Annotated in this window: 23 protein-coding genes; 14 read left to right on the forward strand and 9 right to left on the reverse strand. The window is 60.3% G+C overall.

The window, feature by feature from the left end:
- Positions 1-3 precede the first annotated feature (3 nt).
- The 5 genes from ACP2AU_RS04960 to bluB are packed head-to-tail and all read left to right on the forward strand — an operon-like array spanning position 4 to position 4,522.
- A complete protein-coding gene (locus ACP2AU_RS04960; protein WP_426374990.1) occupies positions 4-963 on the forward strand; it encodes a FecCD family ABC transporter permease in 960 nt (319 codons plus the stop codon).
- On the forward strand, positions 963-1,733 hold the full coding sequence (locus tag ACP2AU_RS04965; protein ID WP_426374991.1) for an ABC transporter ATP-binding protein: 771 nt from the start codon (positions 963-965) through the stop codon (positions 1,731-1,733). Before ACP2AU_RS04960 ends, ACP2AU_RS04965 begins: the two co-directional genes overlap by 1 nt.
- Before the next feature lie 9 nt (positions 1,734-1,742).
- Positions 1,743-2,354 (forward strand): cob(I)yrinic acid a,c-diamide adenosyltransferase, encoded by a 612-nt coding sequence (gene cobO / locus ACP2AU_RS04970; RefSeq protein WP_426374992.1) that lies wholly within the window; start codon positions 1,743-1,745, stop codon positions 2,352-2,354.
- Complete coding sequence (locus tag ACP2AU_RS04975; protein WP_426374993.1) at positions 2,355-3,824, forward strand: cobyric acid synthase; 1,470 nt, start codon at positions 2,355-2,357, stop codon at positions 3,822-3,824.
- Positions 3,821-4,522 (forward strand): 5,6-dimethylbenzimidazole synthase, encoded by a 702-nt coding sequence (gene bluB, locus ACP2AU_RS04980; protein ID WP_426374994.1) that lies wholly within the window; start codon positions 3,821-3,823, stop codon positions 4,520-4,522. Before ACP2AU_RS04975 ends, bluB begins: the two co-directional genes overlap by 4 nt.
- A 14-nt stretch (positions 4,523-4,536) precedes the next feature.
- Here bluB and ACP2AU_RS04985 read toward each other — a convergent pair whose 3' ends face one another.
- Both ACP2AU_RS04985 and ACP2AU_RS04990 read right to left on the reverse strand, forming a co-directional pair.
- Positions 4,537-4,956: a hypothetical protein gene (locus ACP2AU_RS04985; protein ID WP_426374995.1), complete on the reverse strand. Its 420-nt coding sequence runs from the start codon at positions 4,954-4,956 to the stop codon at positions 4,537-4,539.
- Positions 4,957-4,971: 15 nt separating this feature from the next.
- Positions 4,972-5,550 carry a nucleotidyltransferase domain-containing protein gene (locus tag ACP2AU_RS04990; RefSeq protein WP_426374996.1) on the reverse strand — a complete coding sequence of 193 codons (579 nt, stop codon included), beginning with the start codon at positions 5,548-5,550 and terminating at the stop codon, positions 4,972-4,974.
- A 114-nt stretch (positions 5,551-5,664) separates the two neighbouring features.
- Here ACP2AU_RS04990 and ACP2AU_RS04995 point away from each other — a divergent pair, with 114 nt between their 5' ends.
- Positions 5,665-6,333, forward strand: a complete 669-nt coding sequence (locus ACP2AU_RS04995; protein WP_426374997.1) for a DNA-3-methyladenine glycosylase I — start codon at positions 5,665-5,667, stop codon at positions 6,331-6,333.
- 14 nt (positions 6,334-6,347) lie between these two features.
- Here the strand turns inward: ACP2AU_RS04995 and cobS are convergent, their stop codons facing one another.
- The 6 genes from cobS to ACP2AU_RS05025 all read right to left on the reverse strand — a co-directional run bounded on the left by cobS (position 6,348) and on the right by ACP2AU_RS05025 (position 12,565).
- Complete coding sequence (cobS, locus tag ACP2AU_RS05000; RefSeq protein WP_426374998.1) at positions 6,348-7,109, reverse strand: adenosylcobinamide-GDP ribazoletransferase; 762 nt, start codon at positions 7,107-7,109, stop codon at positions 6,348-6,350.
- Between the two features lie 72 nt (positions 7,110-7,181).
- Positions 7,182-8,930: an ArnT family glycosyltransferase gene (locus ACP2AU_RS05005; RefSeq protein WP_426374999.1), complete on the reverse strand. Its 1,749-nt coding sequence runs from the start codon at positions 8,928-8,930 to the stop codon at positions 7,182-7,184.
- Positions 8,931-8,939: 9 nt separating this feature from the next.
- A complete protein-coding gene (locus tag ACP2AU_RS05010) occupies positions 8,940-9,608 on the reverse strand; it encodes a TVP38/TMEM64 family protein (RefSeq protein WP_426375000.1) in 669 nt (222 codons plus the stop codon).
- A gap of 1 nt (position 9,609) precedes the next feature.
- A complete protein-coding gene (locus tag ACP2AU_RS05015) occupies positions 9,610-10,377 on the reverse strand; it encodes a glycosyltransferase family 2 protein (protein ID WP_426375001.1) in 768 nt (255 codons plus the stop codon).
- Positions 10,378-10,463: 86 nt separating this feature from the next.
- Positions 10,464-11,885, reverse strand: a complete 1,422-nt coding sequence (locus ACP2AU_RS05020; RefSeq protein ID WP_426375002.1) for an ATP-binding protein — start codon at positions 11,883-11,885, stop codon at positions 10,464-10,466.
- Positions 11,876-12,565, reverse strand: coding sequence for a response regulator transcription factor (locus ACP2AU_RS05025; protein ID WP_426375003.1), 690 nt, complete (start codon positions 12,563-12,565; stop codon positions 11,876-11,878). Before ACP2AU_RS05025 ends, ACP2AU_RS05020 begins: the two co-directional genes overlap by 10 nt.
- A 162-nt stretch (positions 12,566-12,727) precedes the next feature.
- Here ACP2AU_RS05025 and ACP2AU_RS05030 point away from each other — a divergent pair, with 162 nt between their 5' ends.
- The 8 genes from ACP2AU_RS05030 to ACP2AU_RS05065 all read left to right on the forward strand — a co-directional run bounded on the left by ACP2AU_RS05030 (position 12,728) and on the right by ACP2AU_RS05065 (position 22,027).
- On the forward strand, positions 12,728-13,438 hold the full coding sequence (locus ACP2AU_RS05030) for a thermostable hemolysin (protein ID WP_426375004.1): 711 nt from the start codon (positions 12,728-12,730) through the stop codon (positions 13,436-13,438).
- Positions 13,422-15,614 (forward strand): AMP-binding protein, encoded by a 2,193-nt coding sequence (locus ACP2AU_RS05035; protein WP_426375006.1) that lies wholly within the window; start codon positions 13,422-13,424, stop codon positions 15,612-15,614. Before ACP2AU_RS05030 ends, ACP2AU_RS05035 begins: the two co-directional genes overlap by 17 nt.
- Positions 15,601-16,383: an SDR family oxidoreductase gene (locus ACP2AU_RS05040; RefSeq protein WP_426375008.1), complete on the forward strand. Its 783-nt coding sequence runs from the start codon at positions 15,601-15,603 to the stop codon at positions 16,381-16,383. Before ACP2AU_RS05035 ends, ACP2AU_RS05040 begins: the two co-directional genes overlap by 14 nt.
- On the forward strand, positions 16,380-17,003 hold the full coding sequence (locus ACP2AU_RS05045; RefSeq protein ID WP_426375009.1) for a tetratricopeptide repeat protein: 624 nt from the start codon (positions 16,380-16,382) through the stop codon (positions 17,001-17,003). Before ACP2AU_RS05040 ends, ACP2AU_RS05045 begins: the two co-directional genes overlap by 4 nt.
- Before the next feature lie 65 nt (positions 17,004-17,068).
- Positions 17,069-18,595, forward strand: a complete 1,527-nt coding sequence (locus ACP2AU_RS05050; protein WP_426375010.1) for a diguanylate cyclase — start codon at positions 17,069-17,071, stop codon at positions 18,593-18,595.
- An 82-nt stretch (positions 18,596-18,677) separates the two neighbouring features.
- On the forward strand, positions 18,678-19,544 hold the full coding sequence (locus ACP2AU_RS05055) for an MBL fold metallo-hydrolase (RefSeq protein WP_426375011.1): 867 nt from the start codon (positions 18,678-18,680) through the stop codon (positions 19,542-19,544).
- 7 nt (positions 19,545-19,551) lie between these two features.
- A complete protein-coding gene (locus ACP2AU_RS05060; protein WP_426375012.1) occupies positions 19,552-21,276 on the forward strand; it encodes a SulP family inorganic anion transporter in 1,725 nt (574 codons plus the stop codon).
- A 91-nt stretch (positions 21,277-21,367) separates the two neighbouring features.
- Positions 21,368-22,027, forward strand: a complete 660-nt coding sequence (locus tag ACP2AU_RS05065; protein ID WP_426375013.1) for an energy-coupling factor ABC transporter permease — start codon at positions 21,368-21,370, stop codon at positions 22,025-22,027.
- Between the two features lie 12 nt (positions 22,028-22,039).
- Here the strand turns inward: ACP2AU_RS05065 and ACP2AU_RS05070 are convergent, their stop codons facing one another.
- Positions 22,040-24,151, reverse strand: coding sequence for a putative bifunctional diguanylate cyclase/phosphodiesterase (locus ACP2AU_RS05070; RefSeq protein WP_426375014.1), 2,112 nt, complete (start codon positions 24,149-24,151; stop codon positions 22,040-22,042).
- Between the last annotated feature and the right edge of the window lie 127 nt (positions 24,152-24,278).

Consider the following 24,278-nt stretch of genomic DNA (forward strand, 5'->3'; position numbering starts at 1 on the left):
CTAATGACGCGTGCCTTGCTGGTTTTGTTGCTGCTCGCGGGGGCGGCCTGTGTGTTTGCTCTGGCCGTGGGTAGTGTGGCTGTGACGCCGTCGGAACTGTGGCAGGTGATGACCGGGCAGGGCGAGCCGTTGAGCCGAACGCTGGTGCTGGAGCTGCGCCTGCCAAGAGCGCTGTCTGCGTTTGCCGCCGGGGGGCTGCTGGCCATGGCGGGCGCCCTGATGCAGGTGTTGTTACGCAATCCGCTGGCCGATCCGTATGTGTTGGGGCTTTCCGGGGGCGCGGCCACCGGTGCCTTACTGGCGATGCTGCTGGGGGCGGGAATGCTGCTGGTCTCGGGTGCGGCCTTCGCGGGCGCCCTGTTCGCGACCTTGCTGGTCTTCGGGCTGGCCCATGGCACCGGCAGCTGGACACCGTCGCGACTGTTACTAACCGGGGTAGTGATTGCCGCCGGCTGGGGCGCTGCCATCACGTTGATGCTGGCGATTACCCCCGCCCACCAGCTGCCCGGGATGTTGTACTGGTTGATGGGCGATGTGGCTTATGCCCGGACACCCTGGCCAGCATTGCTGGTGCTCTCGCTGGCGGTGATTGCACTGACCCCGCTGGCCCGTAGCCTGAATGTGCTGGCCAGAGGCCCCATGCAAGCGGCGGCTCTGGGCGTGTCGGTAAGGCCGCTGGAGTGGGCTATTTATCTGATGGCCAGTTTGCTCACCGCGACCGCGGTAACCTTGGTCGGGAGCATTGGTTTTGTCGGTTTGATCGTGCCCCATATGCTGCGCCTGGTGCTGGGGAATGATCAACGGCTGATACTGCCGGCAAGCGCTTTGGCCGGTGGCACGCTACTAGTGCTGGCCGATACCCTGGCGCGTACCGTAATCGCGCCGGAGCAGCTGCCGGTTGGGGTGATCACCGCACTGCTTGGCGTACCCACCTTCCTGTTTTTGCTATACCGGAGCCGGTGATGAGCGGACTGTCGACCAGCGAACTGATTATTGATATTCCGGGCCGGCCAGATGGTTCAGCGTTGAATCTGCAAGTCGCACCCGGCGAAATCTGGGGTGTTCTGGGCCCTAACGGCGCGGGTAAAACCACCTTGCTGCATACCCTGGCCGGATTGAAACCACCCAGACAGGGTGGGGTAGAGCTGGGCGGTGTGTCGCTGGGCCGGATGAATCGCCGGGCGCTGGCCCAAAAGCTGGGACTGGTGTTTCAGGATCGCCTGGAAAGTTTCCCTGCCACCGTGCTGGAGACCGCCTTGATCGGTCGCCACCCCTGGTTGTCGCTCTGGGAGAGCGAGCAGGGCGAGGACTTCGCCCGCGCCGAGGCTGCGCTGTCCGAACTGGATGTGGGCCATCTTGGGTCGCGCCTGTTGAGTACGCTGTCGGGCGGCGAACGCCAGCGCGTTGCGATTGCCACCCTGATGACCCAGGATCCCGGCATCTGGCTGCTGGATGAACCGACCAACCATCTGGATCTACACCACCAGGTGCGAGTGATGCGTATGCTGCGTTCACAGGCACGTGTAGGCAAGGCCGTGTTTATGTGCCTGCACGACCTGAACCTGGCCGCGCGCTGGTGCAGCCACGTGCTGTTGCTGTATCCAGACGGCCAGGCCTGTTGGGGAACGACAGACACCATGATGGTCTGCAGCGCACTGGAGCGCCTCTACAACCAGACACTGATTGAATTGTCCGATCAGCAATTCCGGCTCTTTGTACCCACCACCGATTGAGGAGAACGTGTGAAAGACGGCGCCAAAGACCCCGAACGCCACGCCAAGCGCATGGCCGCCAAGCAGAAAATCATGCAGGAGCGCATCGCCCGCGCCCAGAAAGAACAGGGCGTGTTGCTGGTGCTCACCGGCCCTGGCAAGGGCAAGAGCAGTTCCGGCTTTGGCATGGTGGCCCGGGCCCTGGGCCATGACATGAAAGTGGGGATTGTGCAGTTCATCAAAGGTGCCTTCAGTACCGGCGAAGAGGCTTTTTTCCGGAACTTGCCGAACGTCACCTACCACGTGATGGGCGAGGGCTACACCTGGGACACCCAGAACCGGGAGCAGGACGTGAAAAGTGCAACGGCGGCCTGGGACGTGGCGGCTGAAATGCTGAGCGATGACAGCTACGACCTGATCCTGCTGGATGAGCTGAACATTGCCCTGAAGTACGACTACATCGATCTGGACCGGGTGCTGGACGACCTGCAGGGCCGTCCGGAGATGCAGCACGTGGTGGTGACCGGTCGTGGTGCGCCGCCGGAGTTGATCGACCTGGCCGATACCGTCACCGAGATGGGCGTGGTCAAGCACGCGTTCAATGATCAGGGTATCAAGGCCCAGAAGGGTGTGGAGTTGTAAATGCCCACCCTGATGGTGCAGGGCACCACCTCGGATGCCGGTAAGACCACCGTGGTGGCGGCTCTGTGCCGGTGGCTGGCCCGGCAAGGCGTGTCGGTGGCGCCGTTCAAACCCCAGAACATGGCCCTGAACAGCGCGGTGACCGTGGATGGCGGGGAAATCGGCCGCTCCACTGCCTTGCAGGCGCTGGCCTGTGGCCTGGCGCCCCACAGCGATATGAATCCGGTGCTGCTGAAACCCCAGAGCGATTGCGGGGCCCAGGTGATCCTGCGCGGGCAGGTGCATGGCAACATGGACGCGCTGGATTACCACGCCTACAAAGCCCAGGCCATGGCAAGCGTGATGGTAAGCTGGCGAGCATTGAGCGAGCGTTACGACGTGATCATTGCCGAGGGTGCGGGCAGCCCGGCGGAGATTAATCTGCGGGCCAACGACATCGCCAACATGGGCTTTGCCGAAGCGGCCGATTGCCCGGTGTTGCTGGTGGGGGATATTGACAAGGGCGGTGTCTTTGCCCAGCTGGTGGGCACGCTGGCGCTGATTTCCGAGAGTGAACAGGCCCGTACGGCAGGCTTTATCATCAATCGGTTTCGTGGTGATATTGGGCTGCTGGAGCCGGGGCTGGAATGGCTCGAAGCGCGCACCGGCAAGCCGGTATTCGGCGTTCTGCCCTATCTGCATGGGCTGGTGATCGATTCCGAGGACAGCGTCAGCACCACGGGCACCAGTGAGGCCGGGGCCCTGAACGTGGTGGTGCCGGTGCTGCCCCGGATCAGTAACCACAACGATTTTGACCCGCTTCGGCTGCATCCCGGGGTGAATCTGACCTTTGTCGGCCCGGACGAACCGATTCCACCGGCGGACCTGATCATCCTGCCCGGCAGTAAAAGCACCCGGCGCGATCTGCAGTGGCTGAACCAGCAGGGCTGGCCGGAGGCGATTCGTAAACATCTGCGCTATGGCGGCAAGTTGCTGGGCATTTGCGGCGGCTTCCAGATGCTGGGGCAGGGTGTGGAAGACCCGGAAGGCCTGGAAGGCGAAACCGGCCGTACCGTCGGGCTGGGGCTGTTCGACATGAGCACGCGCATGGTGCCCGGCAAGCAACTTAAAGAGGTGACTGGTGTGCTGGGCAGCGCGCTGTGCGCTGTTGCGGACAACATAACGCTGACCGGCTATGAGATGCACAACGGCATCACCGAAGGCTCGGCGCTAACCCGACCGTTTTCGGTGTTGGATAGCCGGGCGGATGGTGCCGTTAGCGCTGATGGGCAGATTGCCGGCACCTACGTGCATGGCCTGTTCGACGCTCCTGCCGCCTGTGACGCCATTCTGGCCTGGGCGGGCCTGAACCGCGAGAATGGCCGGGCCGTCGATTATCAGGCCCATCGCCTGCAACAGCTTGATCGCCTGGCCGATCAGGTGGATCAGTGCCTGGACAAAGAGCGGTTAAGGAGACTTTTGCAGTTGTGAGTAACCCGAATGATCCCTTCAGCGATGCCCAGCGCGAAGGCTTGTACCGGGCCATCTTCGAGCGCCGGGATGTGCGCTCCCAGTTCCTGCCGGATGCCATTCCGGAGGAGGTTCTGGCGCGCATCCTGAGAGCTGCCCACCACGCCCCGTCGGTCGGCTTCATGCAGCCCTGGGATTTCATCGTGATCGACAGCCTGGCGGTGCGCGAGCAGGTGCTGGACAGTTTTAACGAGGAAAACGCAAAGGCCTCGGAAAACTACACCGGCGAGCGCCAGCAAACCTATCGGACCCTGAAACTGCAGGGCATTCTGGAAAGCCCCATCAACCTCTGCATCACCTGTGATCGATCCCGCGGCGGCCCCAATGTCCTGGGGCGTAACTCTATTATGGAAATGGACCTGTTCAGCACCTGCCTGGCGGTGCAGAATCTCTGGCTGGCGGCTCGGGCCGAGGGTATTGGCGTGGGCTGGGTGAGCATCCTGGATCAGGATGTGCTGTCGAATATCCTGCAGTTGCCGGATCATGTATACCCACTGGCCTATCTCTGCCTGGGCTATGTCAGTGAATTCCTGGAGCAACCGGAATTACAGTCCAAAGGCTGGCGTTCCCGGCTGCCGCTGGAGGATCTGGTACATGGTAATACCTGGGGTGGCGCCCTTGATCAGGAGTCCCTGCTGGCCCGGTTAAAGCAGGTCTGACATCGCGGTAGACGTCAGTTTCCTATTGGCGGCAGATCCCTCACCAGTGATTGCAGCTCGCGAGTGATCGCAATCAGCTCCTTCAGCAATTGGGGGTTCACGTCCATGTGGCCCTCGTATTCGGCCAGATTGCGGGCCGAATGACACTTGTCCAACACGCGCCATTTGGCATTGGGTAAGCCAATGGTGTGTTGCAGGCACTGGAACACAATATAGCGGCTTTCGGAACGATACCCGTGCCATCTCAGGGCGGCGAGCGATAATGCGTGGGCGGCGCCATAAGCCAGAGAGAACTGGCTGTCCTCAGACAATCCCTCAATGCAGGCGTCCCGGAGCTTGGTGTCGGCAGCCTTGAGCATACCGTCGAATTCCCGGGCATCGGGTGGCTCGGGTTTAAGTCGTCGGATTTTGACCAGATTGTCGAGTGCGTCCATGCAATGTGTCCCGTCTTAGTGGCTGAAGCGGAGTTCGAGGCGGGGTTGTTCCAGCACCCGGGTAACAAAACTCTGATTGTCTTTGATACGCTGCTCGAACTCGGCGGGAGAGTATAACGTGGGATTGATGGTTCGTTGTAATCGTTGTTCGGCAGGTGCCAGCAGTTCCATAACCTCGCTGTAACTGAGGTCGTGGCCGATGAGCATGACATCGACATCGCTGCCCGCATGGGCATCCCCTTTTGCCACTGAACCGTAGATAAAGGCTTGTTCCAGGGTATCCGCCAGTGGCGCCAGGGCTGTCCGAAGCACATCGGAAATACCAAAGGTTTTCTGGACGATGTTTTTCAGCTCATCGAAGATCGGGTTGTCCGCATTGGCCTGGTAGTGATTCTGATTGCCTTGGCGGGTCATGGTGACCAGACCGGAATCGGTGAGTTTGGCCAGTTCCCGGACAACGGTACCGCGCCCCATGTTTGCCAGCCTCACCAGTTCATTCAGGTACAGGCTTTGGTCTGGGTGGCCGTAGATAAGCGCTAGCAGGCGCTGTTGGGTTTTGGTAAACAGTGCGTCACCGATACTGGTTCCCGGCATAGTCAGTTTTCATCTCATGAGTCTCAATATGGGTACTTTAGTACCTTTTTTGGGTATCTTAAACCCCATATTGGGATCTTTAAGTCCCAATATGGGGATTTCCGTGGAGAGTCTATGAAGTTTTCTGTGTTTTACCAGCAGGCCCTGGCCCGTAAGGGTGGCGAGCAGGCCTTGAAATCCCTGTTGCCGCCGATTGTAGAAAAGCATCGCCTTGCGGAGATCAGCGACGACCGCTATCTGTCTGAAATCACCCGCTGCATCTTCAAGGCCGGGTTTGTCTGGCGGGTGATCGAGAACAAATGGCCGGATTTCGAAGCCGCGTTCGAAGGTTTTGTCCCGGCCTACTGGCAACAGGTGCCGCCGGAGGTGCTGGAGCAACTGGCCACCGACGAGCGCATTGTGCGCAATATGCAGAAAATCCGCACAGTGCCTGAAAATGCCCGGATGATTATGGACGTGGCGAAAGACCACGGCAGCTTTGGCCAGTTCCTGGCCCAGTGGCCATCTGACGATCAGGTGGGGCTTTTGTTATACCTGAAACGCAACGGCGAGCGCCTGGGTGGCAATTCGGCCCAGTACTTTCTGCGCCGGGTCGGGTGGGACGGCTTTATCCTGTCTCACGATGTGGTCACCGCACTCACCCGCGCCGGTATAGTAGACGCTTCGCCGGGCAGCAAGAAAGGCATGACCCAGGCCCAGGGAGCGTTTAATCGCTGGCACCGGGAGACCGGCCTGCCCATCAGCCATCTGTCGCGCATTGTCTCGTTTACGGTGGATAACTGACACTCGCGCCAGCGTTACAGAAACAGCAACAACACCAGCTCGCTGAACACCACCGCCGCCCCCAGGGCGTCGCCGGTATAGCCGCCGAGCTGACTGCGCAGGTAGCGCCCCCACAGCAGGGCCACCAACAGCACCGAGGCGATGGCGGCGGGTAACAGCAAGGGCTGAAACGCCGACAGGCCGGCTGTTAACAGCAACACAAACGCAGAGGCGGCCAGTAAACGCTGGCGGGAGAAGCCATCAGCCACCGGTTTGGATTTGCTCTTGTCCGGGTCGGTCACGTAGGGCAGGGCCGCCATCAGCAGCAGGGGCGTCAGCCGGGACACGGCAGGTGCCAGCAGCAACGCCAGCCACACCGAATCCGCCTCCACCAGCAGCGCCACTTTCAGCAGCAGGGCCATCACCAGCGCCACGGTACCGTAGGTGCCGATGCGGCTGTCTTTCATGATCGCCAGGCGTTTTTCTACCGTGTAACCACCGCCCAGGGCATCGACACTGTCGGCCAGACCGTCTTCATGGAAGGCGCCAGTAACGAAAAGGTGCAGGGTGACTACCAGCATGATTGCCACCACCGGACTGGCGATCAGCGACAACACGGCATAGGCAGCGCAGTACCCCAGCCCCAGCAGCAGGCCCACCAGGGGGAAATACACGCTGCTCTGGTTCATCAGGCGCTGGGAGTAATCAATCCGCACCAGCATGGGGATGCGGGTCAGAAACCCGAGGGCCAGCCAGAAAGCCTGCCATTCGTGGGCTATGCGTACGCGAGAGAGCAAGGGCGCCTCCATGGGACATGAAAGGCGCCTATTGTACGCCAGAGTGGCGGACTTTGCGGCTCCCGGCGGGCTTCAGTTCAGCCAGTCGCCGGGCTGTCGGGTGGTGAAGCGGGTCACCGTGTCGGGGCTGGCGCAGCTGGCGGTCATCTGTTGGTCACTCAGCAGGACATAGCGGTCGCGGTGGGCGGTGCCCATGGGTTGCGCGCCTTCGAGAGTGAAACAGCTCAGGGTTTTGTCATCGGCCACCATCAGATAGCTGTCCGGGGTTTCTTTCATCCACAACCAGGCGTTGCGGTTTTCCTGTTCCAGGTCGCTGAAATAGCTGAAATGGGTAAAGTCCCGCTTTGAGAACAGGATGAATTGTTCGCTGAAATCAATCATGCCGAGCTGGCCGCCAGCCGGCACCATCTGCTCTGCTGCCGCCAGGACGTTGCGGGGCGTGCGCAAGGGTTCCAGAATCCGGTAGCCCCAGGTGGTGAACAGCAACCAGCTGAGCATCAGCGCCAAGAACCACCGGCCCAGTGGGCGGCCCCGCCAGCAGGTCATCAAGGTGCCGAGCCAGAGCAGGCCGAGCGAAAGCACCAGGGTGCCGGCCTCGTGCAACCGGGCCGGATCCTGGCTGTAGTCCGCAACTTTCTCGGCCAGCTGGGGGTGATCGTTCCAGGCCATTACGCCAAGCAGGATCAAGGCAAATCCGAGCACGCCATGCAGGCCGGTCAACAGAGGGCCGAACCAGCCGGCTGGCCGGTGAGTGGTGACCACCGGCGCCAGCGCCAGCGCCAGCATGGGTAGGGCCGGCAGGACATAGACCCCCCGCTTACCCGGGCTAAGGCTGAAAAACAGCACCACCAGCACAATCCAGCCCAGGGTGACCAGCAGCACCGGTTGTCGTCGAACGCTGTTGGCAAGTTTAGGGAGTACTGCTAGTGCCAGCAGGGGCAAGGGAAACCAGAGTGTCGGAATCACGCTGGTCAGGTAGTAATACCAGGGCTGGATGTGGCCCCAGGAGTCGGCGTAACGTTCGCCGGTCTGTTTAAATAGAATGTTGTTGCGATAGGCCAGGGCCTCGTCGGTGCCAAGATGGTTCACGGTCAGTACCATCGGAATCACCCAGGCAGCAACAACGGCCAGCATCACCAGCGGGCCCAGCGCGCAGCGCCAGGTCAGGGTACCAGAGAAGCGGCTTCGGTCACGGAGCTTGAGCGCGATCATGGGAACAAACAGCAGGGCCGGCAGGAAGCCGACGCCTTTGGTGATGATGCCCAGCCCCATGAATCCCCAGGCGACGAAGTACCAGCGCCACGATGGCTGCACGAAGAAATGCCGGATCAGACCGTAACAGGCCACCGTGATCCAGCAGGCGACCATGGCGTCAATCTGGGCTTTTTGCCCCTGGATCAGGAACTGCGGCGCAAGCATCAGTAACAGTGCGGCAACGGCGCCGGTTTTCTGGTTCCAAAGGCGCGTGGCCAGGTCGAAGACCAGTGCCAGGGTCAGCAGGCTGCACAGTGCATTGGGCAGCAGAAAGGCGATTTCGAGGTTGCCAGTCAGCCAGTAGAAAAAGGCGATGGTCCACATGAATACCGGGGGTTTGTCCGGATAGAGTTCGCCGCCGCGCATGGGCAGCAGCCACTGCCCGGACGCCACCATTTCCCGGGCGACTTCGGCGAATCTGGGCTCATCGGCCGGCCAGGGCGAGCGCAAGCCAAGGCCAGACAACAGCAGCAATGCCGCCAGGGCCAGCAAAACCAGCAGCAGCCGTTTATGGGGCAGATCGAACAAGGTATAGGGTAAGTGCCGAATGCGGGCTTCGAGGTTCATATCTACAACTCAAGACGGGTCGGAAACGGAATCAGCGAGGGTCTGGTTACGCTGGTGGTGATACAGGAAGGCACCGATGGCGGTGGCCAGAGCGAACAGCAGGGCACTGACCACAAGCTGGACGAAACGGGCCTGACCGATACCCGCGCCTGCCAGGGCGAAGATCAGCATTTGGGGAAAATAACCCAGTACACTGCCCAGCAAGAAGGGCAGGAAGCGTATGCCGGAGCAACCCGCGAGCAGATTGGTTGCCAGGTTGCTGCCTACGGGTAGCAAGCGGATCATCAGGATCTTCAGCAAGGTGCCGGTTCGAAAGAGCGCATCGAAACGCTGCATACGTGGCTCGAAGCGGCGCAAAAGCGGGGCCCGCAAGAGCCAGCGCGCCGTGTAAAAGCAGCCCGCCGCCCCCAGCGCCGTGGCCAGGGTCGACAGAATCGTTCCCTCGATGCTGCCGGTGGCAAAACCCAGCACAAAGGCCAGTGCCTGGCGCGGTGCGCCGAGACCTGTCAACAGAGCGCCCAGCAACGTGATGACTGCCAGCCCGGCCAGTCCGTGACGGTGGAGGAAATCTGCCACGGCGCGTTGGTCGCCGATGAACCCGAACCCGTGCCCGGTGATAGCGAAATAGCCGGCCAGTAGCAGGGCGATGAGGGCCAGCCAGCGAAGCTTGCCGGCCATCTCAGGCCTGTTCCGTCATGGGGTGTTTGCCGGTGTTGCCGGCGGTGCCGACAATCCGGGGCACCCGGGTACGACGCAGTAGCCACATCACGCCGATCATATCCACAATGCCGGCCCAGGTCCGGTTCCAGGCGTTGTATTTGGAAATGCCGGCGGTTCGTGGCCGGTGGTTGACCTCAACCACCGCAATGTCACCCCCCAGGCCTCTGACCAGCGCCGGAATGAAACGGTGAGCGTGGTCGAACCAGGGCAGTTTCAGGAACGTCGCGCGCGGGAACAGTTTCAGCCCGCAGCCGGTGTCCGGAACGCCATCGTGCAAAAACGCATCGCGAACACGATTGGCCAGCCGCGACTGGAATCGCTTCCAGAACGAATCTTTGCGGTTTCGGCGGTAACCGGCGATGCAGAAATCTTCAACCTGCATCCGGTTGGCTCGCTGCAGCAGGGCCGGGATGTCGGCGGGGTCGTTCTGGCCGTCGCCGTCCATGGTGACAATCCAGCGACCCCGGGCCTGACGCACGCCGGTGGCTAATGCACCACTCTGGCCAATGCTCTGGTCATGGCGGATGGCAATCAGCCGGCCGCCATGGGCCGTTGCGGTACGCCGGGCCGTTTCCAGGGTCTGGTCGAGGCTGCCGTCATCGACGATCACCACCTCAAAGCCGGAATAATCGCGCATGACCGTGAAGGCTTCGGTCAGCAAGGTACCGATGTTGTCCTGTTCATCTTTCGCCGGAATAACCAGCGACAGGGATGAGTGATCTGGCATCCGGAAAGTCTCCCCAAAACAGTAATCCAGAGATCAGGTCTCTCTGGTGTGGGGAGTGAGTATCTGCCTGTAACCTTAATCTAACCTTAACGCTGGCCGAGTTCGACACGGTATCGGGTAGGTAACCATACCTGTACACACAGGCCGGGACCGCCATCGGGCCGATCTGCAAGAATCAGGTGGCCGCCGTGCAATTCGGCGATACGGCGTGCAATGGCAAGGCCCAGACCCGCGCCACCTCCCTGGCGCTGGTCCAGCCGGACGAACCGGCTGAGGGCCCGCTCCCGTTCGGCGGGATCAATCCCCGGCCCCTGGTCACAGACGTCAATACTATAACCATCGCCGACGGCGGTCAGCGTCGTGCTGATGACGGTGTCCTCCGGGCTGTACTGAATGGCGTTGGCCAGTAACGAGCGCATCAAAGTGTTGATCAGTGCGCTGTGGCACTGAATCATGCTCTGCCCGAGTTTGTCCTCCAGCACGGGTTCAATGTGTTTGCGCAGTGCCAGGGGGGCAACATCCGCAATGCTCTGTTCCAGAATGGCAGACAGGTTGTTGTCACTGGGAGAAAAGTCGATTCCGGCATCCACGCGGTTGAGCAACAACATTTGTTCAACCAGGTGCACCATGCGGTCGACGGAGTGGATCAGGTCCTGGGACAGGTCTGGGTGATCGGCGCAGGCTTTTTCCAAATTCAGCCGTAACGCGGCCAGGGGCGTACGCAGTTCATGGGCGGCATCGGCCGAAAACCGGCGCTCTCGCTCCAGGGCGGAATCCAGGCGTTTGAGCAGGGCATTGACGGCTTGTACCAGGCCAGCCACTTCTTTGGGTGCCTGTCGGTCGTCCAGCGGGTGGATGCGTTCCGGGGCCATGTTGCGAATGGGTTTTTCCAGCCGGGCCAGGGGGCGGAAGCCAATCTGTACAGCAATGATGACGGTAATCAGCAGCAGCGGCAGCGCCAGAATCAGTGGTAATACGTTACCCAGTGCCAGCTCCTGGCTTAACTCTCCGCGAATGTCCTCTCTCTGTGCCGCACGAATCCAGAAGCTGGTTTTCGGGTCCTGCAGAGTAAAGGTACGCCAGCGGTGACCACGGGATTCGGTCCAGGCATAGCCGGGCGCCAGGCCCAGGTTGTCGTCGGCGTTCAAGGTATCGAGTAGTGGTTTGCGATCCGGCGTCCAGACTTCAAAGGCCAGTTTTTTCTCATACTTGTGACCGACACCGCCCGGAAGGATTTCATTGTCATCCGCCTCAAAATCGATGTCGACGGCGGCATCCAGCGGCAGCATCAGGGTGTCACTCAGTGTGGTGGGCAACTCGGCCAGGGCCTGTGTGTCCACCAGATGGCGAACCAGCCCCTGCACAATCCGGGTGCTCTGGGCCAGTTCGGCGTCAAACAGTTCTTCCAGTTCGTGGTTGCTTTCGACGTAGCTCCACACCGCCGCAACCAGGGCGATGATCAGTACGGTTGAGGTGACGAGCAGCGTCAGGGTGCGGGTCAGTGACATTCTGTTGCTCCGGCGGCGGCTTCGGGATCAAGTACATAGCCCACGCCACGGATGGTTCGGATGGTCGCTTTGCCCACCCGCCGGCGCAGGTGGTGAATGTGTACTTCCAGGGCATTGCTTTCGGCTCCGGAATCCCAGCCGTAGAGCTGCTCTTCCAGCCGCCGCCGGGTGGCAACCTGGCCGGGGTGGCGCATCAGGTAATGCAGAATCTGGAATTCGCTGCGCGGGAGCATAACGGTGACCGGGCCTGCAGCAAGTTGGCCGGATTCGGTATTGAGCCGGAGGCTGCCTACCTGAAGTTCCGATTCTCCGCTGGCCGACAGTCCACGTCGCGTAACCGCACGGATTCGCGCTTTCAGTTCCGCCATGGCGAAGGGCTTGGTCAGGTAGTCGTCGGCGCCGGCATCCAGGCCGGACAGTTTCTCGTCCAGATCTGCGCGGGCGGTCAGAATAATTACCGGTGTTTGTTTGCCTGCCTGGCGCAGGCCCCGGAGCACCTCCAGCCCGTCCAGCCGGGGCAGGGTCAGGTCGAGTATCACCAGATCAAAGTGTTCCTCCCTCAAGGCGGTTAAAGCTTGCTGGCCGTCGTCCAGCCAGTCGAGGGTGTGCTGATCCTGGCGAAGCATATCGAGCATGGTTCGCGCCAGTGGATGGTCGTCTTCTACCAACAGTATGCGCACAGGTGAGTCCTTTTGCCGGTAACGCAAACGAGTGTGCCACAGAAAGCTTAACGTCGGCTTAAGAAATCTCCCGCCTGGCGTTAAGGGTGGCTTAAGGCTGGGTGCCTAATCTGGCAGCCGTACCCAGAAGGTCCGACTGACCCTGGCTGTTGGAGAAACCCGATGACCGATCCTTTGACCCTTTCCGCCTGTTGTCCGCCCGATGCCCCGGAGGTTGTGCCCTTGCTGCGCTGCGCCGGCCGCTGGTTCAGTGAGATTGTGCCGGGCACGGTGATGGCCGACCGTGTTGCCGCCTTTATCCAGCGCCGGTTCCGGCAGGCCTACGGCGCCGAGCCCACACTGCGTATTCCCTCGCTGCTGGCGTTAACAACGGCCCAGGGCAGTTTGATGGCGGCCGTGGGCGTGCGTGATGCGTCTCGTGAACCCCTGTTTCTGGAGGATTATCTGGTGGCACCGGTGGAAAGCCTGATGCCGTTGCCTGGCGTCGAGCGTGGAAGAATTGCCGAAATTGCTCATCTGGCCGGGGTTGAGGCCGGCGTCAGCCGTTATCTGTTTGCGTCCCTGTCGGTCTGGCTGAACACCGAGGGCTATCAGTGGGTGGTGTGTACCGGCACCGACCAGCTCCGGAACAGTTTCCATCGCCTCGGAATTGCCACACACCTGATAGGTCAGGCCGATCCTGCCCGGCTACCCGATGGTGGTGCAGGTTGGGGTCGCTATTATCAGCACCGCCCGATGGTTATGGCCGTGCAGGTTCGTGATGGTGTGGAGGCGTTGCGGAAGGCGGGCCTGTTGCAGCTGGTTCAAACCGCCGCGGTGCGCGAATCTGCCATCTCAGACCTCCCGGGAGGTGCCCATGGCCAGCTTGCCTGAGCAGTTTATCGAGGTTGTGGCCCGGCATCCGGAGCGCATCGCGCTTAGTGGGCCAGATGAGCAGCTGAACTATCGCCAGTTACACCAGGCAGCTGCATCCCTGGCGGGGCAGTTGCGGACCTTGGGCGTAACGCGCATCGGCTTGTGTGGCGACAATACCCCGGCCTGGGTGGTGGCGGATCTGGCCTGCCTGATGGCGGGTGTGGTGTGTGTACCGGTGCCGGTATTTTTTTCCAAAAGCCAGACTGAGCACCTGATTCAACAGGCCGGGCTGGATGCGTTGTTATTCAGTGCCGAAGCCGAACAGGCGGAAACGATCGGCCATGGGGTCTGGCTCAGGCAGTTGCCGGTGTCTGCCACCGCTGCCGGGACGCCGGAGCATACCGCCAAAATCACATTTACCTCTGGCAGTACCGGCACGCCCAAGGGCGTATGCCTGTCGGCGCAGCAGATGGCCGCGACCGTTGGCGCGCTAAAGCAGCGGCTGCAGGGCGTGGAGCTACAGCAACACCTGTGCATCCTGCCGCTGGCGACCTTGCTGGAGAATATTGCCGGGGTGTACCTGCCTCTGCTGATGGGTGCCACGGTGACGGTCGCCCCGCTGCAAACGCTCGGTATGACCGGCAGCAGCGGCCTCGACCTGGACCCGTTGGTGGCCGCCCTGAACCGCTATCAACCCCACTCACTCATTCTGGTGCCCGAGCTGGCGATGGCGCTGGTCAAGGCGGCCGAGCAGGGCCGGCTGGCCACCGGTTCTTTGCGTTTTCTGGCGGTTGGCGGTGGTCGGGTGTCGCCGGATCTGTTGGCCCGAGGTCAGGCGGTCGGCCTGCCGTTGTTCGAGGGTTATGGCTTGTCTGAATGTGGTTCGGTGGTGGCGTTGAACATACCCGGCGCTGCCCGAGACGGCACGGTGGGTCTTGCGCTCGACCATGTGCAGGTAAAGGTGGATCACGCGCATCGGATTCTGGTGCGAGGTAATACCCATCTTGGCTACCTGGGTGACGAGCGCAAGGCAGAGGGCTGGCTGGATACCGGGGATCTGGGGGCGCTGGATGCCGAGGGTTATCTGGCCGTGAATGGCCGGGCCAAGAACCTGATCATCACCAGTTTTGGCCGCAACATCAGCCCGGAATGGCTGGAAAGTGAATTGATTCAGGCGCTGGGGGCTGCCCAGGCGGTGGTCTTCGGCGATGGCGAGCCCCGCCCCAGTGCTCTGGTGGTAATCCGCGACAGTCGCAGCCCTGACACCGTGCATGACGCCCTGATCGGGCTCAACGCCGGTTTGCCGGATTACGCCCGGTTGCAGGCGGTCTATCTGCGCCGACAACCATTGACCCAGGCACAGGGCTACATCACCGCCAACGGTCGTACGGTACGGCACCGGATTCAAACCAGCCTGCCCGCCCTGATGGCTGACGCCTTTCCCCTTTTTATGACGCTTTCGGTACCCAGGGGCACCTCGACAAAACAGTTAACGCCAGGAGACTCCAATATGGCATTTTTTGATCAACTGCAATCTGAAACCGCTCAGGCCCGGGCCCATGTCACCAACGCTCCGGTTATCCAGGCTATTGGCGAGGGACGCTTTGGTCTGGAGGGCTACACCTGGTTCCTGACCCAGGCCTATCACCACGTGAAGCACACGGTGCCACTGATGATGGCCTGTGGTGGCCGGCTGCCCGAACGGCTGGAATTCGTGCGCAAGGCACTGGTGGAATACATCGAGGAAGAATACGGCCACCACGAGTGGATTCTCAACGACCTTGAAGCCTGCGGTGAAGACAAGGAAGCCATTCGCCATGGCCAGCCGGATACTTCCATCGAGCTGATGGTGGCGTATCTCTACGACCGCATCCAGCGCGGCAATCCGGCCGCGTTTTTCGGCATGGTGCAGGTGCTCGAAGGCACCTCGATTGAACTGGCGACGCCCCTGGGTGAAGCCATCCAGAAGCAGCTGGGGCTACCCGACCAGGCCTTCAGTTATCTCTATTCCCACGGTGCCCTGGACCAGGAGCACTTCGAGTTTTTCCGCAACCTGATGAACGACATCACCGATCCGGACGACCAGATGGCGATTATCGAGGCCGCACGCATGGTGTATCGCCTGTATGGCGATATGCTGCATAGCATTCCGCTGCCGGCACGTGGCAAGGAGCAACGCCATGAGGCTGCATGACCGTACCTTCCTGCTGCTGGGCGGTACCGGTGGCATTGGCCAGGCCCTGATCGGGCCACTGATCGATCAGGGCGCGCGTGTGATTGTCGCCTCCCGGCATCCGGACCGACTGGAAAAATGCGCCGGGGTTTGCCCTGTCTCCCTTGATCTGGCCGGCGCGGACCTGGACCTGCAACTGCAACAGCTGAGCGAACGGTACCCGGATATCGACGGCGTTATCCACTGCGCCGGGCAGAACCAGTTCGCTGCGCTGGAAGCCATGCCGGTCAGCGCCCTAGATGCCCAGCTCAGCGTTAATCTGCGCTCCGCCATGCTGGTGGCACGGCATTTTGCGCCAAGATTCCGCAAGGCGGGAATGGGTGCCCTGGTTCTGGTGGGCTCCACGTTTGGCAGTATCGGATTTCCGGGTTACACCGCGTATTGCGCCAGCAAGTTCGGCCTGCGTGGTTTCAGCGAGGCCTTGCGGCGTGAGCTGGCGGATACCCAGGTACAAGTGGTGTATGTGGCACCGCGCGCGACTGCCACCGCCATGAATCCGGAGTCGGTGAACGAGCTGAACCGGGCTTTGGGCAATGCCATGGATGCGCCCGAGGCAGTGGCTGCACAGATTCTTCAGGCCATGGAGAAGGATCAGCGCCGGCGCTTTCTGGGTTGGCCCGAAAAACTGTTTGTAGTGATCAACGGCCTTTTGCCAAGGCTTGTGGATAAAGCCATGTTAAAGCAGCTGCCGGTCATCCGGCGCTTTCTGAACCAGGGAGTTGCGTCATGAAGTGGATGTTGATGGTGTTGGCCGGACTGGTTGTCCTGCCGGTCTGGGCTGACGATGTATCCGGTGACTTGGCCCGTATCCAGCAGCGCTGGGCCGAAATTCAGTACCAGTTGCCGGAAGATGAACAGGAAACGGCCTTCGAATCACTGGCCGACGACGCCGGAGCTATGGTGGCCCATTATCCGGACCGGGCTGAACCCCTGATCTGGCAGGGTATCGTGCTCAGTACTTACGCCGGTGCCAAAGGTGGCCTGGGCGCTCTGGGGCTGGTGAAAGAGGCCCGGGCATCGCTGGAAGCGGCCGTTGAGATCGATCCCGCAGCGTTGGAGGGCTCCGCGTATACCTCACTGGGTAGCCTCTATTACCAGGTGCCGGGCTGGCCGTTGGGGTTCGGGGACGACGAGATGGCCCGCCAGTACCTTCAGAAAGCGCTCGCGATTAATCCGGAAGGCATTGATGCGAATTACTTTTTTGGTGATTTCCTGATGGAACAGAATGAGCCCGAGCGTGCCCGGGCTTACCTTAAAAAAGTGCTGACGGTGGCCAACAGGCCGGGTCGTGAGGTGGCCGACCGTGGGCGGCGAACGGAAGCCCAACGTCTGTTGCGCCGTATGGAGTAATTAAGTCGCGGTGGTTCTAGCGGTGGGCTACACTTTTGGTAATAGCTTTTGCGGACCCTATCGCTATGCCAGGAAAAGAAAAAACCTCCCCCGCGTTGGGCGAAACACCTCCGTCTTCCGAGCGTTTTTTTCGGAAACTGGCCTCCAGTGTGCCCGGTGTTCTGTTTACCTATCAGGTAAGCGCCGACGGGCAGTCCCACCGGTTTCCCTTCATCAGCGATCGGGTTCGGGATCTGTTCGGGATTGACCCCGAATTGCTGCAGGGAGACGCAGCATCCATGTTTACGCTGATTGCCGAAGAGGATCGGGAGGGCATTGAGGCCTCGATCATATTGTCTTCGAAGACTTTGTCGCCCTGGTGCTATCAGGCCCGAATGAGAGAGCGTAGCGGCCAGCTGCAATGGTATGAGGCAACCTCCATACCGGAGCAGCAAGCCGATGGCAGCATCATCTGGTATGGCCAGTTCATCAATATTGATCATTACAAGGCGCTGGAGCAGAACCTCAGGAAAAGCGAAGAAGAGGCGTCTTATCAGGCCCGTTTCCAGCAGATGATCGCAGCCTTGTCGGCGGAGTTCATCCACCTCGGGTTCAGCACCATCGACGAGTGTATTGATCAACTGCTGCAGGCGATTGGCGAGTTTTTTCAGGTCGACCGCGCGTATGTCTACGCCTTTGCCGACAATTTCTCGAAAATGACCAACACCCACGAGTGGTGCCGGGAAGGCGTGACCGCCGTCAGGGAATCTCAGCAGGAGGTGGATGTTTCAGGCTTTGCCTGGTGGCAGGCGCAAATCCGGGGCATGATCGAGCAGGACAAGGTCGTGTTTGTCGAGGATGCGAGCGCCTTGCCGGCGGAAGCCGCGGAAGAAAAACACCTGCTGCAGTCGCAAGGTGTGCAATCCATGATTTGCGCGCCCATTATCGTCCGTGGGCAGGTCATGGGCTTCTTCGGAGTGGATTCCCTGAGCCTGCGGCCCTGGCGCCGGGACCAATCCCACCTGATGATTATCGTCTCCGGACTGCTGTCTGGAGCACTTGAGCGTAACCAGCTGGAAGAGGAGCTGGTCAGCCGTTCCATCCGCGACCCTTTGACAGGGCTTTATAATCGACGTTACCTCCTGCCCCGCATGGAGGAAATGCTGGCCGCCTGTAACCGGTACGGTGAAAAGTTCTGCGTGGTGATGTTTGATATTGATCACTTCAAACGGATCAACGATTCGTTCGGGCATCTGATGGGCGACAAGATTCTCCAGCGCTTCACCGCGCTACTCAATGAATGCAGCCGAACCACCGATGTGGTGTCCCGTTTTGGCGGAGAGGAATTCATTGTGGTGTTTGCCGGCGTGAATCAGTCGGATGTGGCCGGCCTCACCGCGCGGATTTTTCAATCCGTCCGGGAGGAAGCATTCGACTGTGCGGGCACAACCTTGCGCTTCACCGTCAGTGCCGGTGCGGTGTGTGTCTCCGAATTGACTGAACAGCCGGTAACCCCGGAGGCGTTGATCAGCTTTGCCGATGAACGTCTTTACCGGGCCAAGGAAAGTGGTCGGAATTGTCTGGTTGATGCATTCGGGGTATCGCGGATATAAGAAAACAGCATTTCACCTTTTATATCGTTTCAGTATATCCTTATTCTAAATTAAGGATCAGGCGACTTCAGAGGTGAACACCATGACTCAGCCGATTGTTCAGCATTTTTTCGACGAACCCACCAATACCTTCAGTTACGTGGTGCGGGATCCGGACAGCCGCGCCTGCGCTGTTCTGGACTCGGTACTGGACTTCGATTATGCCGCTGGCCGCACGGATGTCCGGTCGGCGGAGGCCATCGTCCAGTACGTTCGCGACAATGGGCTGACCGTGGAGTGGATTCTGGAGACCCACGTGCATGCCGATCATTTGTCGGCGGCGCCGTATCTGCATGAGCGCCTCGGGGGGAAAACCGGTATCGGGGCGAGAATTGTCCAGGTACAGGAAATATTCGGAAAGGCGTTCAACGCCGGCACCGAGTTTGCGCGTGATGGCAGCCAGTTTGACCGGCTGTTCGAGGAAGGCGATACCTTTGCCATCGGCAGCCTGGAGGGGCGGGTATTGCATACGCCAGGCCACACACCGGCCTGCCTGACCTACGTTATTGGCGATGCCGCGTTTGTCGGCGACACGCTGTTCATGCCGGATTACGGCACAGCGCGTTGCGATTTTCCCGGGGGCGATGCCCGGGTTCTGTTCCGGTCAATTCAAAAAGTACTGGCCCTGCCTCCGCAAACCCGCCTTTTCCTGTGCCACGACTACAAGGCACCGGAGCGTGATGTGTATCAGCACATGACCACCGTGGCGGACCAGCGCGAGGCCAACGTGCACGTGCACGAGGGGGTGTCTGAGGAAGAGTTTGTGAAGATGCGGACCGAGCGCGATGCCACCCTGGATATGCCCCGGCTGATTCTGCCATCGGTTCAGGTGAATATGCGCGCGGGGCACCTGCCACCGGCCGAGGATAACGGTCAGGTTTACCTGAAAGTCCCGATTAACCGGTTCTGACAGGCCCATGAATCTGAAACGCTATCTGCCCATTCTGCAGTGGGCGCCGCAATACGGCCGCCACCAGGCAACCAGCGATCTGGTGGCCGCGCTGATTGTGACCGTCATGCTGATTCCACAGTCCCTGGCGTATGCCCTTCTGGCCGGCCTGCCGGCACAGGTCGGTTTGTACGCCAGTATTCTGCCTCTGGTGATTTACGCCGTGTTCGGCACCAGCCGAACACTGTCGGTCGGGCCGGTCGCCGTGGCTTCTCTGATGACGGCAGCGGCGCTGGCCCCCCTGGCGGAGGCCGGAACATCGGACTACCTGGCCGGTGCCGTCCTGCTGGCGGTAATGTCGGGTCTGATGCTGACGGTGATGGGCTTGCTGCGACTGGGGTTTCTGGCCAACTTTCTGAGCCATCCGGTCATTTCCGGTTTCATCACCGCCTCGGGTCTTGTCATTGCGGCGAGCCAGCTCAAGCATCTTTTCGGAGTCGAGGCCGGGGGGCACAATCTGCTGGATATCTGCCTCTCCCTGCTGCTGGCCCTGGACAACGCCAACCTGCCTACCCTGGGCATTGGCGTGGGCGCATTGGCGTTCCTGTTGTGGTCCCGCCGGTACCTCAAGCCGTTACTGAAGCGGCTGGGCCTGGCGCCGAGGCTGGCGGATATTCTCACCAAAACCGCCCCCATTCTGGCCGTGGTGATCACCACTCTGCTGGCCTGGATGTTGGCGCTGGATGAAGCTGGCGTGCGGCTGGTTGGCGATGTGCCTTCGGGATTACCTCTCTTTACCATGCCAAGCCTGGATATGGGGTTGTGGTCGCAGCTTGCGGTCAGTGCGCTGCTGATCAGCGTGGTCGGTTTTGTGGAATCGGTGTCTGTCGGGCAGACCCTGGCCGCGAAACGGCGCCAGCGCATTGATCCGGACCAGGAGTTGGTGGGGCTGGGCACTGCCAATCTCGGGTCCGGGTTGTCCGGCGGTATGCCGGTCACCGGAGGTTTTTCCCGGTCGGTGGTTAACTTTGACGCCGGCGCTGAAACGCCGGCAGCAGGGGCTTTTACCGCTGTTGGCATCGCCCTGGCCACGCTGTTTCTGACCCCGGCCATTGCCTGGTTGCCCCAGGCCACGCTGGCAGCGACCATTATTGTGGCGGTCATGACGCTGATTGATCTGCCTGCGCTCGGCCGGACGTTCCGCTATTCCCGAACCGATTTTGGCGCCATGCTGGCGACCATCGTGCTGACCCTGGCGCACAGCGTTGAGGCCGGGATTATTGCCGGCGTGTCGCTGTCGATCGGTCTGTTTCTGTACCGCACCAGTCGTCCGCACAGTGCGGTGGTGGGCCGGGTGCCGGGTACCGAACATTTCCGCAATGTGCTGCGGCATGGCGTGGAGCTGTGCCCGAAAGTCACCTTCCTGCGGGTAGACGAAAGCCTGTATTTTGCCAACGCCCGCTTTCTGGAAGAAACGGTGATGGATCTGGTTACCCGGGAGCCTGAAATGACCGATCTGGTGATGGTGTGTCCGGCCGTGAATCTGATAGATGCCTCGGCCCTGGAGAGCCTGGAGGCAATCAATGAGCGCCTCAAGGATGCAGGTGTCCGCTTGCATTTTTCGGAGATTAAAGGCCCCGTCATGGACCGGTTGCAGGGCACCGAGTTACTGGAACATCTGGGGGGGCGCATCTTCCTGAGTACCTTCGAGGCCTGGCAGGCACTGACTGGCCGGATGGCAACAGCTGCCTGATCGGCCAGTGTGTTGTGATCTCATTGACGGTGAACGGGGTATGTGTAGACACTATCCGTTCATCTAACCGCACCCATACCGGGACCGTGCCATGGGAATGACCGACAATTTGCTGTCCACCAGTCAGTGGCTGATCACCGCCACCCTGTTTGTCGTGATCCTGTTGCGCGTGCTGCGGGCCGTGGACTGGGCCGGTTTGCGCGGTGATACCGTGCGCCAGCATACGTTTTTTGGTGCGGCGGTGGCGCTGGGCTTTCTCTGGCAGCTGAGGGCGGGTATTTCACCTGGCCTGGCCATTCATATCTTCGGTATTACGGTGATCACCCTGATGCTTGGCTGGGCACTGGCGATACTGGCTGGCCTGCTGGCTCTGGTGATTACGGTCATCACCGGCCGCGAACCGGTTATGATGTTTGCCGCCAACGGTCTGGTGACGGTGATGGTACCGGCTCTGGTCAGCCACGGCATTATGTTGTGGGAGCGCCACCGCAATTTCCGGAACTTCTTCGCCTACATTTTTTTCTGCGGTTTTTTCGGAGCGGGCCTGTCTGTGGCCGCGGCCGGCGTTGTCATGTGCCTGATGCTGTGGTCCAGCGGCACCTACAGCTTTGATGAACTGACCCATGAATACCTGAGGTATCTGCCCCTGTTCATGATCCCGGAGGGGTTCATCAACGGCGCCTTTGTGACGGGCCTGATGGTGTTTCATCCAGACCGGCTCAGCACTCTGGACCAGAAGCGCTACCGGTGAGCCCGGTTGGCGCTATATGTACTCTCCAAAACCGTTGTTTGACCGCAGATCACTGACATTGGGTTGGTGGCGCCGGCTGTTGCGCCAGTCGTTCAGCCATTCCGGAACACGATCTGCCGGCATTGGCCGGGCAATACCGTAGCCCTGAATCAGACCGCAGCCCATATCCCGGAGCGCGGTTGCATGCTCCAGAGTTTCCACCCCTTCGGCCAGCACCGTATGCCGGAACCGCTGGGCTATGAAAATGATGCTCTCAACAATGGCCCGATCATTGTTGTCGCTGACGATATCGCGGATAAAGCTTTGATCGATTTTGATCATATCGATCGGTAAATTGCGCAGGTAAGTCAATGAGGAGAAACCGGTTCCAAAATCGTCCAGTGCTACCTGCAGCCCCAGTGCGCGGCACTGGGCCAGTGCATTGGCAGCACTGTGGGTATCTTCAAGTGCCGTCGATTCCAGGACCTCCAGAGTAATTTTTTGCGGATCAACGGAGGGATAGCGCTCCAAACAGGCCGAGATCTTCTCTACAAAGGCGGAGTCCGTCAGGTGATTGGCGCTGATGTTGATGCACACCGGGAGTGCCTCTCCCGCCTGGCGCCACTCGTCCATCTGGCGCACGGCATTGCGCAGGACCCAGTCACCCAGGGGGATTTCAAGATGGCTCTGCTCGACTGTGGGCAAAAACTGGCCGGGTGGAATCAGGCCTTTTTCCGGGTGATTCCAGCGGATCAGCGCTTCAAAGCCGCAGATTTCGGAATCCGCCATTCGAAGCTGGGGCTGGAAATGCAGTTCGAATTCGTTGTTTTCAAGTGCCCGGGCAATCTCAATCAATTGAAAGCGGCGTTCGTTCTGCCAGGCATACTGGCCCGGGTCAAACACCGCGAACTGATTGCGGCCGCGTTCTTTGGCGGCCGACATGGCATAGTCGGCATGGCGGATCAGGCCTTCGGCGTCGGTGTCGTCCTCGGGGTACCGTGCAATCCCGAGGCTGGCGGTGAGGATCATGGGTTTATTCCGGATGGTGATCGGGTCGCTGATCATCGAGAGAATCTGCCGGTAATCCTGCTCGGAATAGTCGCCTTCAAGAATCAGTACAAACTCATCGCCGCCAATTCTGGCGATAATGGTCTCCGCATCCAGCCGTTTACTCAGGCGATCCCCGATCGTACGGAGGGCTTCGTCGCCAACGTCGTTGCCCAGCTGATCGTTCACCTGCTTGAAACCGTCGATATCCAGATAACCCACCACCAGAGACTGATGGTTTCTGCGGGCCTTTTTTTGGGCGGTTCGCAGTCTTTCTTCCAGCCATTGTCGGTTGGGCAAGCCGGTAAGCGGATCGTAGTTGGCGGCGCGGTCCAGTTCCGTGGCATGGTTCTTCAGCGCCGTGATGTCAGAGAAGGTGGCCACGTGGTAATAGGAGCCGGGGCTTTCAAGGTGCACCCGGCTGATCGACAGCAGTTCGGCGAACTCGTCGCCATTCTTGCGCCGGTTCCAGACTTCGCCACGCCAGTGGTCTTCCCGATCAATTGCTCGCCACATACTGCGGTAAAAGGCCGGGGAATGCCGTCCGGAACTGAGGATGGCCGGGTTCAGCCCCAGTACTTCGTCCCGGGCATAACCGGTAATCAGAGTGAAAGACGGGTTTACATCAACAATGCGGTTTCTGTGGTCGGAGATGATGATGGCGTCGTGGCTGCGCTCGAACACACTGGCCGCAATGCGCAAGCCACGCTCGCCGTTTTTCCGGTCCGAGATGTCTGTTTGTACTATGACAAAGCCGGGCTCTACACCCTGAGCTTCACCCACCGGCGTGCAGTAGGTGTGCACCCAGTAGGGCTTGCCTTCGCGGGTGTACTGCAGCAGGTCCATTTCAAATTCGGTATTGCAGAACAGGTGCTGGCGTATTCGGGTGATGCTGTCCCGGTCGGTCTCAGGGCCAGCCAGAATGTCGCTGGGGCGGCGGCCTTTGATGTCTTCCAGGCGATAGCCGGTATGCTGCTCGAAGGCGGTGTTCACCCATTCCAGAGCACCACCGGCATCGAGTATCAGAATCATATTGCGGGTGAGCCTGGCAACAAGCGCCAGGCGCAGGGGGTCGATGGCTTCTGACGGTGTTTTCATGGGCAACGGCTGACATCGGCTCGGCTGGGAATGTGTTGCGTTCTCGACTCCCTTCAAGAATAGATGAAGTTATCATTTTTAACATAGCTGATGAAATAAGCTATTTCCGACTGTTCGATATCCATTT

The organism is Marinobacter sp. VGCF2001 (assembly GCF_049943275.1).
In the GTDB taxonomy this organism is placed as follows: Bacteria; Pseudomonadota; Gammaproteobacteria; order Pseudomonadales; family Oleiphilaceae; genus Marinobacter.